Genomic DNA, 16,502 nt, shown 5'->3' with positions numbered 1-16,502 from the left:
GGTTCAAAAAAGAAAAATTTGGAGCATTAACGCATGAAGGCATTAGGCAAAAAGCTCGCTGGCAAGACTCTGCTCGCCATGTCCCTGATGGGAGTCATGGCGGCTGCGGCGCAGGCGGACGACAAGGTGTTGCACGTCTACAACTGGTCCGACTACATCGCCCCGGACACCGTGGCCAACTTTGAAAAAGCCACCGGGATCAAAGTCGTCTATGACGTCTTCGACAGCAACGAAACCCTGGAAGCCAAGCTGCTGGCCGGCAAGTCCGGTTACGACATCGTGGTGCCTTCCAATAACTTCCTCGCCAAGCAGATCAAGGCCGGTGTTTACCAGGAGCTGGACAAGTCCAAGCTGCCGAACTGGAAGAACCTCGACGAAGACCTGCTCAAGGCTGTTGGCGATGCCAGCGACCAAGGCAACAAGCACGCGTTCCCGTACATGTGGGGCTCGATCGGCATCGGCTACAACCCGGCCAAGGTCAAGGCAGCGCTGGGCATCGACAAGATCGATTCCTGGGACGTGGTGTTCAAGCCTGAAAACATCGAGAAGCTCAAAAGCTGCGGCGTAAGCTTCCTCGACGCACCGACCGAAATGATTCCGGCGGCGTTGCACTATCTGGGCAAGCCGACCAACAGCAAGGACAAGGCTGACCTGAAGGCCGCCGAAGACCTGTTCCTGAAAATTCGTCCTTCGGTTGCCTACTTCCATTCCTCCAAGTACATCTCCGACCTGGCCAACGGCAACATCTGCGTCGCCGTCGGTTACTCGGGTGACCTGGAACAATCCAAGACCCGCGCCCAGGAAGCCGGTGACAAGGTCAAGCTGGCATACACCATTCCAAAAGAAGGTGCTGGCACGTTCTACGACATGGTCGCCATTCCCAAGGATGCCGAAAACGTCGAAGCCGCCTACAAGTTCATGAACTACCTGCTTGAGCCGCAAGTGATGGCCGGCATCACCAACGCCGTGCGTTTCCCGAACGGCAACAAAGCTGCTACGCCACTGGTCGACAAAGACATCACCAGCGATCCGAGCATCTACCCATCGGCTGAAGTGAAGAAACAGCTCTATGCGATCAGCGACCTGGACGCAGCGACCCTGCGCCTGATCACTCGCAGCTGGACCAAGATCAAATCCGGTAAATAACCCGGTTTGAAGCAACAACCGCTGGCCGTCGTCTCCCGCGAAGGCGGCCAGCGGATCAATTAAATGACAGGAAGTTTTGCAGGAACGGTTTTTCGAGGGTAAGTTGCGCGCCGGTTTTGTTGCCGGGCAGCCACGGCTGTCATGCAGCGCGGGGCAACTTGGGCCCAACTAATTTAGAGGACCTCCACTTGCCTATTTTTTCTTCTTTGCGCAAAGCCCTGCTGGCCACTGCCGGCCTGACGATTGCTGTCGGAGCCCAGGCCGCCGGTACGGTGCATATTTATAACTGGTCCGATTACATCGGCGAGACCACCCTGGCCGACTTCCAGAAAGCCACCGGGATCAAACCGGTCTATGACGTGTTCGATTCCAACGAAACCCTGGAAGGCAAACTGCTGGCCGGGCGTACCGGTTACGACGTGGTCGTGCCGTCGAACCACTTCCTCGGCAAGCAGATCAAGGCCGGCGCGTTCCAGAAACTCGACAAGTCGCAGCTGCCAAATTATTCCAATCTCGACCCGGCGCTGCTCAAGCGTCTGGAGCAGAACGATCCGGGCAACCTGTACGCCGTGCCGTACCTGTGGGGCACCAACGGCATCGGTTACAACGTCGATAAAGTGAAGGCCGTTCTGGGTGTCGACAAGATCGATTCGTGGGGCGTTTTGTTCGAGCCTGAGAACATCAAGAAGCTGCAAAGCTGCGGTGTGGCATTCCTCGATTCGGCGGATGAAATGATGCCGACCGTGCTCAACTATCTGGGCCTGAATGCCAACAGCACCAATCCGAAGGATTACGAAAAAGCCACCGACAAATTGCTCGCGGTGCGTCCTTACGTGACCTACTTCCACTCCTCGAAATACATCGGTGATCTGGCCAACGGCGACATCTGCGTGGCCATCGGTTTCTCTGGCGATATCTTCCAGGCGAAGAACCGCGCAGCCGAAGCCAAGAAGGGCGTGAACATCGCCTACGCGGTGCCGAAAGAAGGTGGTGCGCTGTGGTTCGACATGCTGGCAATCCCCAAGGATTCGTCGAACGTGAAGCAGGCCCATGCCTTCATCAACTATCTGCTGAAACCTGAGGTGATCGCTCAGGTCAGTGATTACGTCGGTTATGCCAACCCTAATCCGGGTGCGGACAAGTTGATGGAGCAATCCATCCGCACCGATGCGTCGGTGTATCCGCCGCAGGCCGTTATCGACAAGGCTTATGTGTCGATCGAGTTGCCACCGAACATTCAGCGCCTGATGACCCGCAGCTGGACCAAGGTCAAGTCGGGGATGTAAGGCACACACTATCCTGGGTTCGCCTTGCGGGGCGAACTGCATTGTTTTTTTCTGGGAGTTTCGTAAATGGCAGTTGCCTCCGGCGCCTATAAGAAAGCCCTCGAGGGCGACCAGACACCGAAACAGGTGTTGGTCAAAATCGACCGGGTCACGAAGAAGTTCGACGAGACGATTGCCGTGGACGATGTGTCCCTGGAAATCAAGAAAGGCGAAATCTTCGCCCTGCTCGGCGGTTCGGGATCGGGCAAATCAACTCTGCTGCGGATGCTGGCAGGGTTCGAACGGCCCACGGAGGGGCGCATTTTCCTCGACGGCGTCGACATCACCGACATGCCGCCGTACGAGCGACCGATCAACATGATGTTCCAGTCGTACGCTTTGTTCCCGCACATGACCGTGGCGCAGAACATCGCCTTCGGCCTCAAGCAGGACAAGATTCCGGCCGCTGAAGTCGATGCCCGCGTGGCCGAGATGCTCAAGCTGGTGCAGATGAGCCAGTACGCCAAGCGCAAGCCGCATCAACTGTCCGGCGGTCAGCGTCAGCGCGTGGCGCTGGCACGTTCGCTGGCGAAGCGGCCGAAACTGTTGCTACTCGATGAGCCGATGGGCGCACTGGACAAGAAACTGCGTTCGCAGATGCAGCTGGAACTGGTCGAGATCATCGAGCGCGTCGGTGTGACCTGCGTGATGGTGACCCACGATCAGGAAGAGGCCATGACCATGGCCGAGCGCATCGCGATCATGCACCTGGGCTGGATCGCCCAGATCGGCAGCCCGATCGACATCTACGAAACCCCGACCAGCCGCTTGGTCTGCGAATTCATCGGCAACGTCAACATCTTCGAAGGTGAAGTGATCGACGACGCTGAAGGCCACGCAACCATTACCTGCAAAGATCTCGATCGGCAGATCTACGTCGGCCACGGCATCAGCACCTCGGTGCAGGACAAGTCCGTGACTTACGCGATCCGTCCGGAGAAGCTGCTGGTTACCGCCGATCAACCGACCTGCGAATACAACTGGTCGAGCGGCAAAGTCCACGACATCGCCTACCTCGGCGGGCACTCGGTGTTCTACGTTGAATTGCCGAGCGGCAAACTGGTGCAGTCGTTCGTCGCCAACGCCGAGCGCCGTGGCGCGCGTCCGACCTGGGGCGATCAGGTTTACGTGTGGTGGGAAGACGACAGCGGCGTGGTACTTCGCTCATGAACATGCGCAAATTCAAACGCCGCATCAACCGAATAATCCCCAATGGCCGCCAACTGGTCATCGGGGTCCCGTTCATCTGGCTGTTCCTGTTCTTCATGCTGCCGTTCTTCATCGTTCTGAAGATCAGCTTCGCCGAAGCCGACGTGGCCATCCCGCCGTACACCGAGATCTACACGTACGCCGAGCAGAAGCTGCAACTGCTGCTGAACCTGGGCAACTACGCAATGCTGGCGGGCGACGAGTTGTACATCGCCGCTTACCTCGGCTCGCTGAAGATGGCGCTGATCAGCACCATCCTCTGTCTGGTGATCGGCTACCCGATGGCCTACGCCATCGCCACCGCCCGTAAAGAGCTGCAAACGGTGCTGGTGCTGCTGATCATGATGCCGACCTGGACGGCAATCCTGATCCGCGTTTACGCGTGGATGGGCATCCTCAGCAACAACGGTTTGCTCAACGGTTTCCTGATGAGCATGGGTTTCATCGATGAGCCACTGCAGATCCTCAACACCAACCTTGCGGTGTACATCGGTGTCGTTTACTCGTACCTGCCGTTCATGATCCTGCCGCTATACGCCAACCTGGTGAAGCACGACAACAGTCTGCTGGAAGCCGCATCGGACCTGGGTTCGAGCACCATCAACAGTTTCTGGAAAATCACCATCCCGCTGTCCAAGAACGGCATTATTGCCGGCTGCATGCTGGTGTTCATCCCGGTGGTCGGTGAGTTCGTGATCCCGGAACTGCTCGGCGGTCCGGAAACCCTGATGATCGGTAAAGTGCTCTGGCAAGAGTTCTTCAATAACCGTGACTGGCCGGTGGCATCCGCGCTGGCAGTGGTGATGCTGGCGATCCTGATTGTGCCGATCATTCTGTTCAACCGCAGTCAGGCCAAAGAAATGGAGGGCAAAGAATGAAGCGCATCCGTTTCTCCAGCCTGATGCTGGTTATCGGTTTGTTGTTCATCTACCTGCCGATGCTGATCCTGGTGATCTACTCGTTCAACGCCTCGAAACTGGTAACGGTGTGGGGCGGCTGGTCGATCAAGTGGTACGTCGGGTTGCTCGACAACACCCAACTGATGGGCTCGGTGCTGCGCTCGCTGGAAATCGCCTGCTACACCGCAGTTGCTGCGGTGGCGCTGGGCACACTGGCGGCGTTCGTGCTGACGCGCATCACTCGCTTCAAGGGCCGTACGCTGTTTGGCGGTCTGGTGACGGCGCCATTGGTAATGCCGGAAGTGATCACCGGTCTGTCGCTGTTGCTGCTGTTCGTGGCCATGGCGCAGATGATCGGCTGGCCGCAGGAACGTGGCATCGTCACCATCTGGATCGCCCACACCACATTCTGTGCGGCGTATGTGGCGGTGGTGGTGTCGGCGCGTCTGCGTGAGCTGGACCTGTCGATCGAAGAAGCGGCGATGGACCTCGGTGCCCGGCCGTGGAAGGTGTTCTTCCTGATCACCATCCCGATGATCGCGCCATCGCTGGCGGCGGGCGGCATGATGTCGTTCGCGCTGTCGCTGGATGACCTGGTGCTGGCGAGCTTCGTTTCCGGTCCGGGTTCGACGACCCTGCCGATGGAAGTGTTCTCGGCGGTGCGTCTGGGCGTGAAGCCTGAGATCAACGCCGTGGCCAGTCTGATTCTGTTGGCCGTGTCGATCGTGACCTTCATGGTCTGGTTCTTCAGCCGCCGTGCCGAAGAAGCGCGCAAGAAAGCCATCCAGCAAGCCATCGAAGAAAGCGCTGCCGATTCGTGGAAGCAGCCGGACGTGCGTCGCGCACCAAGCCCGGAAGCCGCGTAAGCACTAATGGGTTGGCCTCATTCTCGAGACCAACCCAATTCAAACTGTAGGAGTGAGCCTGCTCGCGATAGCGGAGTGTCAGTCAGGAAGTTTCCAACTGACAGGACGCCATCGCGAGCAGGCTCACTCCTACATGGGTTTTAGGCAGTCCAGGGTGAGTGGCGGATGACCTCGACAAAGTTCATCGGCTTGAACCCCGGCTCCTGATCCCTCAGCACATCGGTCTTCACATTGCCGAACGTGGTCTGCGGACGATGGCGCAAGCCATCGGCAAATGCGCAGATGATGCATTCCTTGAAGCCTTCCCCACGCGGGTGCGCATGCACCACCGCTTCGCGCTGCACAGTGCTGAACGCGGCGTAGTTCATTCCGAGTACATCCATCTCGACACCTGCAGTGACCAGCGCCACGGTCGGACGCAGATGCTTCGGTACGCCCGGCGTGGTGTGCAGGGCAATCGACAGCCACACCTGTTCGATATCGTCATCGCTGAGCCCGTACGGTTTGAGAAACGCCGCCGCCGCGTTGGCACCGTCCACTTCGAAACGCTCGTCATCACTGCGATGATCTTCGACCAGACCGAGGTCGTGGAACATCGCGCCGACGTAGAGCAGCTCCGGATCGTAGGCCAGTTGTTGGCGTTCACCGCTCAGTGCGCCGAACAAAAATACCCGCCGCGAGTGGTGGTAGAGCAGGTCGGATTCGATATCGCGGATGTACTCGGTGGTGGCCCGGACGAGGGCGCTGTCGGGGATTTTGATGCCGGCGATGGTTGTGCTCATGGCAGGTTTCCTCACTGAAACGCCGTTGTGGCGCTGCTGGGGAAAGTCTGTTCCCGACGCTGAAAGGGGACAATCGATGCATGGCTGCGATCCTTGCCAATCGACCTGCAAATCGTGCCAAGCTAAAAGATCGCAGCCTTCGGCAGCTCCTACATGGGAACGCGGACACCTGTAGGAGCTGCCGCAGGCTGCGATCTTTTGCTCTTAAAGGGGGAATCCACAGCCATGAGCAAAACCGTCGCCATCGTCGTGTTCGCCGGAGTGCAGTCACTGGATGTCAGCGGCCCGATGGATGTGTTCGCCGAGGCCAATCGCTTCCTGGCGGCCGAGGATCACTATCGGCTCGAAGTGATCGGCGTCGAACGCGGCCCGATGGCCTGCTCCAACGGTTTGACCCTGAATGCCCATCGGCATTTCAGCGAAGCACTCGACGCCTACGATCTGCTGCTGGTCGCCGGTGGGCCACAATTGCCGTTCATGGAATTCGGCGCGACGTTCGACGGTTGGCTGCGTGAGGCCTGTGCACGGGCGCAGCGTTTTGGTTCGATCTGCAACGGCGCGTTCACGCTCGCGCGCGCGGGGTTGCTGGAGGGGCGCACCGTGACTACGCACTGGAATGACGCCGAGGCGTTGGCGCAGTTGTGTCCGACGACGCAGGTCGAGGCTGATCGCTTGTATGTCGAGGACGGCACGCTCTATACCTCGGCCGGGGTCACGGCGGGGATTGATCTGTCGCTCTACCTGCTGGCGCGTGATCACGGTGCTGAAGTGGCGCTGAGCGTGGCTAAACGGCTGGTGGTGTTCACCCAGCGGTCTGGTGGCCAGTCGCAGTTCAGCCCGTTCCTCACGCCGCATGCAGAGCCGACGTCGGCGGTGGCGATGGTGCAGTTGTATGTGTTGGCCAATCTCACGGGTGATCTGACGATCGCCGATCTGGCCAATGCGGCGAACATGAGTGCGCGTAACTTTTCTCGGGTGTTTGCTCGTGAGGCGAAGGTGACGCCGGCGGAGTTCGTCGAGCGGGCGCGGGTGGATGCGGCGCGGGTGATGCTGGAAAGCACGGCGGCGCCGTTGAAGACTGTGGCGTATCAGTGCGGGTTTCGCGATGCGCAGCATATGCGTGGGGTGTTTAACCGCCGGCTGGGGGTTACGCCGCAGCAGTTTCGGCTGAATTTTGCGGTGCTGCTCTGAAGCCTTTTGGTGGCTTTCAGGGCCTCATCGCTGGCAAGCCAGCTCCCACAGGTTTCTCTGGTGTTCACATGATTTGTGATCGACACAAAACCCTGTGGGAGCTGGCTTGCCAGCGATGAGGCCAGTCCAATCTGCGCAAAACTACTGCGCAGCCCGCGCAGGCAACAGCTTCAACGTACTGCGCGTATTCGCCGTCACCTCTTCGTCATTGAAATGCGCCTGCACATACATCCCGTCGACATACGCCTCAGCCTGATCGTCATAGTGACTGTCGAACGGCACACCGCTCTGCCCAACCGGGTTAATCGTTAACCCATGCGCCGGATCGGCAAAATCCACCAAGCGCCGCGTCGACGGCCCATACGTCACCGGCCACGGCGCCGGGCCGATCCTTGCCGACAGGTTGTTCGGCACTTCATGACTGCCCGGCGCCGCAAACGGCCCAACGTTGAAAATCCGATCCAGCGGCTTCTGCTGTCCCAACGGATGGCCGTGAGTCAGCGTGTGCGCAGCGCCCCATTTCCACTCGGCAGAGTTATCGCCCAGGGTCAGCTTCAAGTGCTGCATGCTCGCCTGCCACGCCGTGCGCACGACATCGGCGCGGGTCTCCTTGTTCGGCGTGCTGCGGTTGTCCCACCACGGCGAATCGGCATTCGCCGCCAGTTTCGGCAGCGCCGCATCGATCACCCGCGTCGACAGCAGTGTCTCGAAGAAGTCATTGCCCAACTCATCACGCATCGCCGCATCGGCAAGGTCATACAAGAACTGGTTGAACACCGTCGCGCTGACTGAATCCAGTGGATAGTCGCCTGGCCACTGCGCCAGTTGCTCGACCAGTTTCAGTTGCGCCGGATCGCTGACCACCTCACGCAGCACCGGCAGCAACGGCGCGAGCAAGCGCGGGCCGTAACCGGTAGTGGTGCCCAGTTGCAGCTTCTGATTGGCCTCGTTGGTCCACTTCACGCTCTTGTCGCTGAGCTGCCGGTTCAGTTGCTGACCGCGATCGGCGAGGTTGTAGTAACCGGGAATCTCCATTCCCGTCGGCGACACGGGCTGGAAGTTGGCCGAGACGATGTAGCCGCGCGCCGGGTTTTCTTCCTGCGGGTTGGCGCTGAACGGGTAGAAACCGTCCTTGTCGGCCTGATTGCTGCTGCCGTCGAGCATGAATTCCGGCCGCACCCCGGCCGGGCGCTTGGGCAGCAATGCAGAGGCCCACCAAGCGATATCACCCTTGGCGTTGGCGTAAACCAGGTTCAGCCCCGGTGCCTGCACTTTCGCGGCAGCGGCGCGGGCCTTGGCCAGGGTGTCGGCACGGTTGAGCTGGTAGAAGCCTTCGAGGATCGGATTCGGTGTTTCGAGGAAGGCCCACCACATGGCGATCGGCGTCTTGCCGGCAGCGGTGCCGAGCGCATCGTTGACGATAGGGCCGTGGGGCGATTGGCGCAGGGTCAGGGTCACCGGCGACTGCCCCTTCACGTTGATCTGCTGTTGCGTGACGACCATGTCGGTCCACTGGCCGCGATACCAGACCTGATTCGGATTATCCGGGTTGACCTTCTCGGCGATCAGATCGAGATCGTCGTTCTGGAACATGGTCAGGCTCCAGCCGAAATCGAGGTTGTGACCGAGAAACGCAAACGGCACCAGCGCCTGATGATGGCCGTACAACTCGAAGCCGGGCGCCGACAATTGCGCTTCGTACCACACCGACGGCACCGAGAAACGAATGTGCGGATCACCGGCCAGCAGCGGTTTGCCGCTCTGGCTGCGGCTACCTGCGATGACCCAGGCGTTGCTGCCTTCGAACTGCGGCAGGCCATTGTCGATCAACGCTTGTTCGCTGAGGCGGGCGAGGGCGTTGAGGTCCTTCCAGTCGCCAGCGGCGAGGGCCGGCGCAGGCTTGGCGTGACCGTTGACCAGCACGCCTTTGGGCTGCCAGTCGAGGTCGAAAACGTTGAGGTAATCGGCGCCGAGCTGATCGCGCACGTAGGTCAGCAGCGGTTCGGTGCGAAACGCCGCGGCAAAGCTATAGGCCATGTAGCCGGCGACGCTGATGCTGTCTTCCGCCGTGAACGGCCGTTTGGGGATGCCCAGCACATCAAACTCGATCGGTGCAGCGTGGCTGTCCTGATATTGATTGATGCCATCCAGATAGGCTTGCAGGCCCTTCCACGCCGGTGACTGTTTATCGAGACTGGCGACGTAACTGGCCGCGCGTTCGCGGATGCGCAGGCTGCGGAACAGTTTGTCGGTGTCGAGCAGTTTCGGCCCGAGCACTTCGGCCAGTTCGCCGCGGGCGAGGCGGCGCATGGCTTCCATCTGGAACAGGCGATCCTGGGCATGCACATAACCGAGGGCGCGATAGAGGTCGGTTTCGTTCTCGGCGCGAATGTGCGGCACGCCGCGTTCGTCGTAGCGCACGGTCACCGAACCCTGCAGGTTGCGCAGCTCGACCTGACCCTGGCGCGTCGGTTGTTTGCTGTAGACATACCCGCCGACGCCGACAAGCAGAACAACGATGAGCAGGGCAAGTACGGTGAACACGCGCTTCATGGTGACTCCTTGTGCAGGCGGGATGCCGCCCGTCGGGCTGCAAACAATTAGCACAGACCTTCTGTGCCGTGCAGCGCTGTCCTTGAAAAGTCCGGAATGCCTTACTGCGTCTCCACCGGCCACGGGCAGTAACACCCGACCGCCAGGGTGTGCGTGGCACTGACTGGGCGATCTTCCGTCAAGGCATTCAAAATCGGTTCGATAAAGCTGTTGCTGGAATTGCAGGTGAGGCCTTCGCTGTACGGACCGAAGTAGGCCAGTTTGCCGCTGCGATCCCAGATCGCCACGGCCGGGCTGGCGGGTACCTGTTCGGAGCCGGGCAATATCGTGATGGTTTTCAGGCTGCTGAGGGTTGCCGGCAACTGACCGTGGCTGCCAGCCTTCTGCACAGCGAAGAACTCCACGCCTTTGGCGCCAAACTGCTCGACCATCTCGGTCAGGTGCTGTTGATTGCCGACGTTGCACGGGCAGGCCGGGTCCCAGAAGTGCACCAGGCGAATCTTGCCAGGGCCGGCGAGGTTGTCCGGCAGGCGCAGCGGATCACCGGAAAATACCGCCGTGTGTTCGCTGAACGCTCGCAGATAACGCCCTTGAAACCAGTCATACGCCGCCCACAGCACCCCGGCGCAAATCAGCGCGAGCAGGCTGGCAAACAGTGCGGTGCGGTAGGGCGAACGCATGGTTTTCGATCCTCGAAAGGTCGGCTAGCTTGCCATGTCTGTCACTACAGATGAATATCGCAGGCCGATAAAGTCTGTTTACCGCTTTGGAATTGCCTTATGTCTGCCACTTTCGACCCCGATCAAATCCGCGCCAGCCTCAAGCCTTTGGCCGAGTGGCAGCCGTTGTCGGACGAGGCGAAGGCGTACCAGCAGTTTTATCAAACCGATTTTCCCCATCGTGATGTCTGGCGTGGCATGGGCCGTTTCGAAGTCGATGGTTATGAAGTGGTCAGCCATTGCTGGTGGCCGGAGAAGGTCAAGGCGACGCTGTTTCTGCTGCACGGCTACTACGATCACACCGGGCTGTATCGGCATGTGATCGAGTGGGCGCTGGATCAGGACTTCGCGGTGATCGCCTGCGATTTGCCGGGGCATGGTCTGTCGAGCGGGCCGCGCGCGAGCATTCGCGATTTCTCCGAGTATCAGGACGTCCTGCAAGCGTTGTTCGCCGAGGCGCAGTCGATCGCCCTGCCGCAGCCGTGGCATTTGTGCGGGCAGAGCACTGGCGGGGCGATTGTGGTCGATCACCTGCTCAACCATGCTGAAAACAGCCCGGCGCAGGGCCAGGTGATTTTGATGGCGCCGCTGGTGCGGCCACGGGCGTGGGGCTGGTCGCAGCTGAGTTATTACCTGCTGAGGCCTTTCGTCAGGGGTGTCGCGCGACGCTTCAGCGAGAATTCCAACGACCCGGATTTCCTGCCGTTTCTGCAGGCCGATCCGTTGCAGCCACGACGCTTGCCGACGAAATGGGTGGGGGCGTTATCGCGCTGGATCATTCGCGTCGAGCACGCGAAGAAGAGTCCGCGGCGGCCACTGATCATTCAGGGGCAGGCAGACATGACCGTCGACTGGCAGCACAATCTACAGGTGTTGAAATGGAAGTTTGATCGGCCGCAGATCTTGTTGTTAGCCGAGGCGCGGCATCATCTGGCGAATGAGACGGCGGAGATGCGGGAGGAGTATTTCGAGTTTCTCAGCAAGCGCATCAGAGGCCGGAATCTCTAGTGAAGCTGAAGGCCCCATCGCTGGCAAGTCAGGCGCTGAAGCTCATTGCCCGACCGCCAACCCTGCGCGAATCGCCGCCAGCGCCGCCTGATAGTAGGCCTTGCCTTCAGTCGACTCGGCAAACGTCGCAAACTCTTCCAGCTCTTCATCCGACAAATCGCGATAGACGTAGAGCAACGTGTTGTTCATGTCCGCGCCAATCTGATCCATCAAACGCTGGCGCTGACCGTTGAGCATACCTTGCGCCTGACCACCACCGAGCAGCCCCGGAATCATCGAACTCAAGCTGTCCGCCGCCACACCAGCAATCGCCAAGCTCACTTCGGCGCCAGCTTCACGGGCCGGCAAGGCTTGCGCGAGGTGGCCGATGATCAGCAGACGGCTGTCGCTGGCCTGCATCTTCGGCAGGCCCTTGGCATTTTTCGCCAGTTGATCGCGGCGGGTCGCGAGCAGTTCAGCCGCGACAATTTTCTTGCCCAGCGGCGATTGAAAGAAGGTCAGCGCCGGTTTCGGATCAGCGAGCTTCTGCCGCAGTTGCGCTTCGGCACGTTGATCGACAGCCTGCGGCGCGAAGCGCTGGTTGCTGTTGTTCACCAGCGCTTGAAACACCGCCGGCGGCAGGCTGTTCTGATAGCGCTGCTGTGCGGCCGTCAGGGCGTCATTGAAATGCGCACGTTGATCTGGCCAGCCGGCGACCTTGTACAACTGATCGTGGCCGTCCGCCCAGGCGGGCAAAACGCAGAACATCAACAGTGAAAAAAGCAAACGGCGCATAGGGACTCCTGTCAGCAGCGGACTATTCTCCGTGCGGTGCCGGTACTTGTCGAGAATTCGTAGCAAGCCGCCGCGTGGCTCTGTCGGATTTGTTGCCGCCGACATACTATGCGCGCCATGCAAATATCCTCTGAACACCCACTGCTGTTACGCATTGTCGATGACCTGGCCGAACACGGCTGGTCGCAGCAGAACATATTCCTGCCCGCCGGTTTGACCCGCGAGCTGGCGGCCGAGTGCCGCAAACGTGAAGCCGAGGGTGAACTGGCGCCGGCGGCGGTGGGGCGTGGGCCGTTTTCGGAGATCCGCGAGGGGATTCGTGGCGACCACATTCAGTGGATCGATCCCGGTCAGGCCGAGGCCAGCGACCGCTATCTGAACTTGATGGAAAGCCTGCGTGAGGCGCTCAACCGTGGCCTGTTTCTCGGTCTTGAGGATTTTGAGTGCCATTTCGCCTTGTATCCGCCCGGCGCTTTTTATCGCCGGCATGTCGACCGTTTTCGCGACGATGACAAGCGCATGGTGTCGGTGGTGGTCTATCTCAATGACGCGTGGCTGCCGGAGGATGGCGGTCAGTTGCGCATGTACCTGAATGATGAGCGCGTGCATGACGTGCAGCCTACTGGCGGGTGTCTGGTGGTGTTTCTCTCTGGTGAGGTGCCTCATGAAGTGCTGCCGGCGAACCGCGAGCGCCTGTCGCTGACTGGCTGGTTTCGTCGCCGTGGCAACGAGCCGTTCTGAGATGCACAGGATTCTGGTCAGTCGCTGCCTGTTGGGTCATCGCGTGCGTTATGACGGTGGTGCGAGCGGGCCGTTTGATTTGCTTGAACAGTGGATTGCCGAAGGGCGGGTGGTGCCGTTGTGTCCGGAGGTTGCGGGTGGTTTGCCAACGCCACGGGCGGCGGCGGAGATCCCGGGCGGGCAGGGCGGTGAAGTGCTCGATGGTGTCGCGGCGGTGATCACCACTGAGGGCGAAAATGTCAGTGCGCAGTTTCTCGATGGTGCGCGGCAGGCACTGGAACTGGTGCAGAAATATGGCATTCCCGTGGCGGTGCTTAAGGCCAACAGTCCTTCTTGCGGGAATCTGCTGACGTATGACGGGACGTTCAGCGGGGTCAAAATCTCTGGTGAGGGCGTGACGGCCGCGTTGCTCAAGCGCCATGGTGTGCAGGTTTTCAGTGAACTTGAATTGCCTGAGGCGGCGGTGGCCCTGGCGGCTTTGGGCTGATCCGGAATCGTTGCCCTCACCCCAGCCCTCCCGAAACGTCGGACCGCCCGGAGGGAGAGGGAGCCGAGCGAGTTGTCCGGCGTCCTGCATCGACCTGAAAAACCTTTTCGACTATGGATTCAACACAGTCATGACCAGTCGATTTCGGATTCGGTATAGCCATCCCAGGTCGGCGTATCTCTAAAGCAACCCCAAATCAGTCCCCTCTCCCTACGGGCGGTCCGACGTTTCGGGAGGGCTAGGGTGAGGGGCTTTTAAGGTTTCAACCACTTCTCAGTCAGCGCTGCCAAACGTCCATCCGCCCTGATCCGCTGCATCGCACTCGCAAGGCTGGCCTGAAACGCCGGATTACCCTTCTGAAACGGAATCGCCAATTCCACCGGCTCTGCCACTTTCGGCTTCTCTTCCGTCAACGCCTGCACCAGCACCATCGGCCGTGGCTGCTCGTCTTTTTTCGCCAGCAACTGCGAATCGACCTTGCCGTAAGACTCGCTGAAGTCGAAACGATCCTTGAGTTCGGATGTCAGTGCTATGTGGTTGAGCGCAACGTCGTACTTGCCGCTTTCAACGCCCTGGAGCAGGTCGGCCTCATCCGTCACGATGAAGTCGGCGCGCACATCCAGCTCGTTGGCCAGCAGTTGCCCAAGCTCGACCTCGAACCCCGTGAGTGTGTCGCCTTCCTTGTAATTGAACGGCGGTGTATTAGCCTCAAGGGCTATGCGCAGCTCGCCACGGTCGTTGACGTCATCAATCAGTTCGGCGTGAGCCAAAGGGCTCAAAAGGGGTAGCAGGCAGATCAGGCCAGGCAGAAAACGCATGGTCACTCCTTTGAAATCATTATCGCGACGCTCTGATTCAGGCTCGCTTTGCTATGGTTGTCGAGTGCCTTCGACAACGAATGGTCATGAAGTTGTCATGACCGTGCGGATTTTACGGAAAAACTGGAGAAGAAAATGAAAAGCTTTATGTCACGTGCAGCGTTGGCGGGTGTGCTGATGGGTGTTTCGGTGCTGGCCAGTGCGGCGACACCGGCACCAAAAGGCGCCGAAGTGTTCATCGTTTCTCCCGAGGACGGGGCCACGGTTTCGCAGACCTTTACCGTCAAATTCGGTACCAAGGGCGTCGCCCTGGCGCCGGCCGGTGACGTCACCAAAAACACCGGTCACCATCACCTGCTGATCGACGCCAAGGAAATCGTTCCTGCCGGTTCGGTCGTCCCTACCGATGCCAACCATATGCACTTCGGCAAGGCGCAGACCCAGGCTGACATCAAGCTCGCCCCGGGCAAACACACCTTGCAGCTGGAACTTGGCGACAGCGGTCACATGGCGTTCGACCCGCCAATCGTCTCGAAAAAAATCACCGTCAACGTCGAATAACCTTTTCGCCGTGCATGAAAAAGGGAGCCCGAAGGCTCCCTTTTTTGTCGCTCAACGCTAAATCAGAACAACACGCGGCTACGGATAGTGCCGTTGATGTGCTGCAGCTTCTCTTGCGCCAGATCCGAGTACTCGGCGTCGACGTCGATCACCACGTAGCCAACCTTCTCGTTGGTCTGCAGGAACTGACCGGAGATGTTGATGCCGTTTTCGGCGAAGACCTTGTTGATCTCGCTCATCACACCCGGGATGTTCTCGTGGATGTGTAGCAGGCGGTGCTTGCCAGGGTGAGCCGGCAGGGCCACTTCCGGGAAGTTCACCGACGAAACGGAGGTACCGTTGTCGCTGTACTTGACCAGTTTTTCTGCCACTTCCAGACCGATGTTGGCTTGCGCTTCGGCGGTCGAACCACCGATGTGCGGAGTCAGGATCACGTTGTCGAGGCCACGCAGCGGGCTTTCGAACTCTTCGTCGTTGGAGCGTGGCTCCACCGGGAACACGTCGATGGCCGCGCCGATCAGGTGCTTGTCCTTGATCGCGTCAGCCAGAGCGTCCAGTTCAACCACGGTGCCACGAGCAGCGTTGATCAGGATGCCGCCCTTCTTGATGGCGCGGATTTCCTTCTCGCCGATCATCCACTGGGTCGCAGCGGTTTCCGGAACGTGCAGGGTGACGATGTCGGACATGCCCAGCAGTTCGGTCAGGCTGCCGATCTGAGTAGCGTTGCCCAGTGGCAGCTTGGTCACGGTGTCGTAGAAGTACACCTGCATGCCCAGGCCTTCAGCCAGAACCGACAGCTGCGTACCGATCGAGCCGTAGCCGACGATACCCAGTTTCTTGCCACGGATTTCGAAGGAGTTAGCTGCGGATTTGATCCAGCCGCCACGGTGGCAGGAAGCGTTTTTCTCCGGGATGCCGCGCAGCAGCAGGATCGCTTCGGCCAGCACCAGCTCGGCAACGGAGCGGGTGTTGGAGTACGGCGCGTTGAACACGGCGATACCGCGCTCACGGGCAGCACTCAGGTCAACCTGGTTGGTGCCGATGCAGAAACAGCCGACCGCGACCAGCTTCTTCGCGTGATCGAAGATCTCTTCGGTCAGTTGGGTGCGCGAACGAATGCCGATGAAGTGAGCGTCAGCGATCTTTTCCTTGAGCTGGGCTTCCGGCAAGGAACCTGTCAGGTATTCGATGCTGGTGTAGCCCGCCGCCTTGAGGACGTCGACAGCCGATTGGTGGACGCCTTCGAGAAGAAGGAACTTGATCTTGCTCTTATCGAGAGAAGTCTTGCTCATCTGCGTAAACCTGTATCCCGGAGAAAAATGGCAGGAAATGGTCAACAGACGCTGACCCGGACGACAAGAAAGTCGTCTCCGCGGATCTGGCCTTGGGCGCTGTCCTGCGGGGTCGATATGCTAGCATAGCC

At 59.7% G+C, this 16,502-nt stretch carries 16 protein-coding genes; 10 read left to right on the top strand and 6 right to left on the bottom strand.

The genetic code is table 11. The features are described from left to right. Positions 1-33 precede the first annotated feature (33 nt). The 5 genes from ACZZ0A_RS24075 (at position 34) to ACZZ0A_RS24055 (ending at position 5,445) form a co-directional block, all read left to right on the top strand. On the top strand, positions 34-1,146 hold the full coding sequence (locus tag ACZZ0A_RS24075) for a polyamine ABC transporter substrate-binding protein (RefSeq protein WP_007913851.1): 1,113 nt from the start codon (positions 34-36) through the stop codon (positions 1,144-1,146). 188 nt (positions 1,147-1,334) lie between these two features. Further along, positions 1,335-2,432: a polyamine ABC transporter substrate-binding protein gene (locus ACZZ0A_RS24070; protein ID WP_007913853.1), complete on the top strand. Its 1,098-nt coding sequence runs from the start codon at positions 1,335-1,337 to the stop codon at positions 2,430-2,432. A 66-nt stretch (positions 2,433-2,498) separates the two neighbouring features. Continuing rightward, positions 2,499-3,641, top strand: a complete 1,143-nt coding sequence (locus ACZZ0A_RS24065; protein ID WP_007913856.1) for an ABC transporter ATP-binding protein — start codon at positions 2,499-2,501, stop codon at positions 3,639-3,641. A gap of 35 nt (positions 3,642-3,676) precedes the next feature. Then, on the top strand, positions 3,677-4,558 hold the full coding sequence (locus tag ACZZ0A_RS24060; RefSeq protein WP_463544108.1) for an ABC transporter permease subunit: 882 nt from the start codon (positions 3,677-3,679) through the stop codon (positions 4,556-4,558). Beyond that, entirely contained in the window at positions 4,555-5,445 is an 891-nt protein-coding gene (locus tag ACZZ0A_RS24055; RefSeq protein ID WP_007913861.1) for an ABC transporter permease subunit, read from the top strand. The genes ACZZ0A_RS24060 and ACZZ0A_RS24055 overlap by 4 nt, the downstream gene beginning before the upstream one ends. A gap of 140 nt (positions 5,446-5,585) precedes the next feature. Here the strand turns inward: ACZZ0A_RS24055 and ACZZ0A_RS24050 are convergent, their stop codons facing one another. After that, complete coding sequence (locus ACZZ0A_RS24050) at positions 5,586-6,227, bottom strand: HD domain-containing protein (RefSeq protein ID WP_463543825.1); 642 nt, start codon at positions 6,225-6,227, stop codon at positions 5,586-5,588. Positions 6,228-6,452: 225 nt separating this feature from the next. On the opposite strand from ACZZ0A_RS24050, the gene ACZZ0A_RS24045 reads away from it, so the two are divergent. Continuing rightward, positions 6,453-7,418, top strand: coding sequence for a GlxA family transcriptional regulator (locus tag ACZZ0A_RS24045; RefSeq protein ID WP_463543824.1), 966 nt, complete (start codon positions 6,453-6,455; stop codon positions 7,416-7,418). Positions 7,419-7,559: 141 nt separating this feature from the next. Here ACZZ0A_RS24045 and ACZZ0A_RS24040 read toward each other — a convergent pair whose 3' ends face one another. Together ACZZ0A_RS24040 and ACZZ0A_RS24035 are read right to left on the bottom strand one after the other, a co-directional pair. Then, positions 7,560-9,971 (bottom strand): penicillin acylase family protein, encoded by a 2,412-nt coding sequence (locus ACZZ0A_RS24040; protein ID WP_463543823.1) that lies wholly within the window; start codon positions 9,969-9,971, stop codon positions 7,560-7,562. A 101-nt stretch (positions 9,972-10,072) separates the two neighbouring features. Next, entirely contained in the window at positions 10,073-10,651 is a 579-nt protein-coding gene (locus ACZZ0A_RS24035) for a DUF6436 domain-containing protein (protein WP_414894598.1), read from the bottom strand. Positions 10,652-10,750: 99 nt separating this feature from the next. On the opposite strand from ACZZ0A_RS24035, the gene bipL reads away from it, so the two are divergent. Next, positions 10,751-11,698, top strand: coding sequence for a phospholipase BipL (gene bipL / locus ACZZ0A_RS24030; protein WP_007913866.1), 948 nt, complete (start codon positions 10,751-10,753; stop codon positions 11,696-11,698). Positions 11,699-11,740: 42 nt separating this feature from the next. Here the strand turns inward: bipL and ACZZ0A_RS24025 are convergent, their stop codons facing one another. Beyond that, positions 11,741-12,472 (bottom strand): DUF2059 domain-containing protein, encoded by a 732-nt coding sequence (locus ACZZ0A_RS24025; RefSeq protein ID WP_007913867.1) that lies wholly within the window; start codon positions 12,470-12,472, stop codon positions 11,741-11,743. A gap of 108 nt (positions 12,473-12,580) precedes the next feature. Between ACZZ0A_RS24025 and ACZZ0A_RS24020 the strand changes: the two genes are divergently transcribed. Together ACZZ0A_RS24020 and ACZZ0A_RS24015 are read left to right on the top strand one after the other, a co-directional pair. Further along, positions 12,581-13,213 carry a 2OG-Fe(II) oxygenase gene (locus tag ACZZ0A_RS24020; RefSeq protein WP_007913869.1) on the top strand — a complete coding sequence of 211 codons (633 nt, stop codon included), beginning with the start codon at positions 12,581-12,583 and terminating at the stop codon, positions 13,211-13,213. 1 nt (position 13,214) lies between these two features. Then, positions 13,215-13,700, top strand: coding sequence for a 2-thiouracil desulfurase family protein (locus ACZZ0A_RS24015; RefSeq protein WP_463543822.1), 486 nt, complete (start codon positions 13,215-13,217; stop codon positions 13,698-13,700). Positions 13,701-13,954: 254 nt separating this feature from the next. On the opposite strand, the gene ACZZ0A_RS24010 is transcribed toward ACZZ0A_RS24015, so the two are convergent. Next, positions 13,955-14,518, bottom strand: a complete 564-nt coding sequence (locus ACZZ0A_RS24010; RefSeq protein ID WP_463543821.1) for a transporter substrate-binding domain-containing protein — start codon at positions 14,516-14,518, stop codon at positions 13,955-13,957. A 135-nt stretch (positions 14,519-14,653) separates the two neighbouring features. On the opposite strand from ACZZ0A_RS24010, the gene ACZZ0A_RS24005 reads away from it, so the two are divergent. Further along, positions 14,654-15,079 (top strand): DUF4399 domain-containing protein, encoded by a 426-nt coding sequence (locus ACZZ0A_RS24005; protein ID WP_007913875.1) that lies wholly within the window; start codon positions 14,654-14,656, stop codon positions 15,077-15,079. 62 nt (positions 15,080-15,141) lie between these two features. Here the strand turns inward: ACZZ0A_RS24005 and serA are convergent, their stop codons facing one another. Further along, entirely contained in the window at positions 15,142-16,371 is a 1,230-nt protein-coding gene (serA, locus tag ACZZ0A_RS24000) for a phosphoglycerate dehydrogenase (RefSeq protein WP_008085296.1), read from the bottom strand. Positions 16,372-16,502 lie beyond the last annotated feature (131 nt).

It is taken from the genome of Pseudomonas sp. AC242, from assembly GCF_979258655.1.
This window is presented reverse-complemented; position numbering and strand designations above follow the sequence as displayed.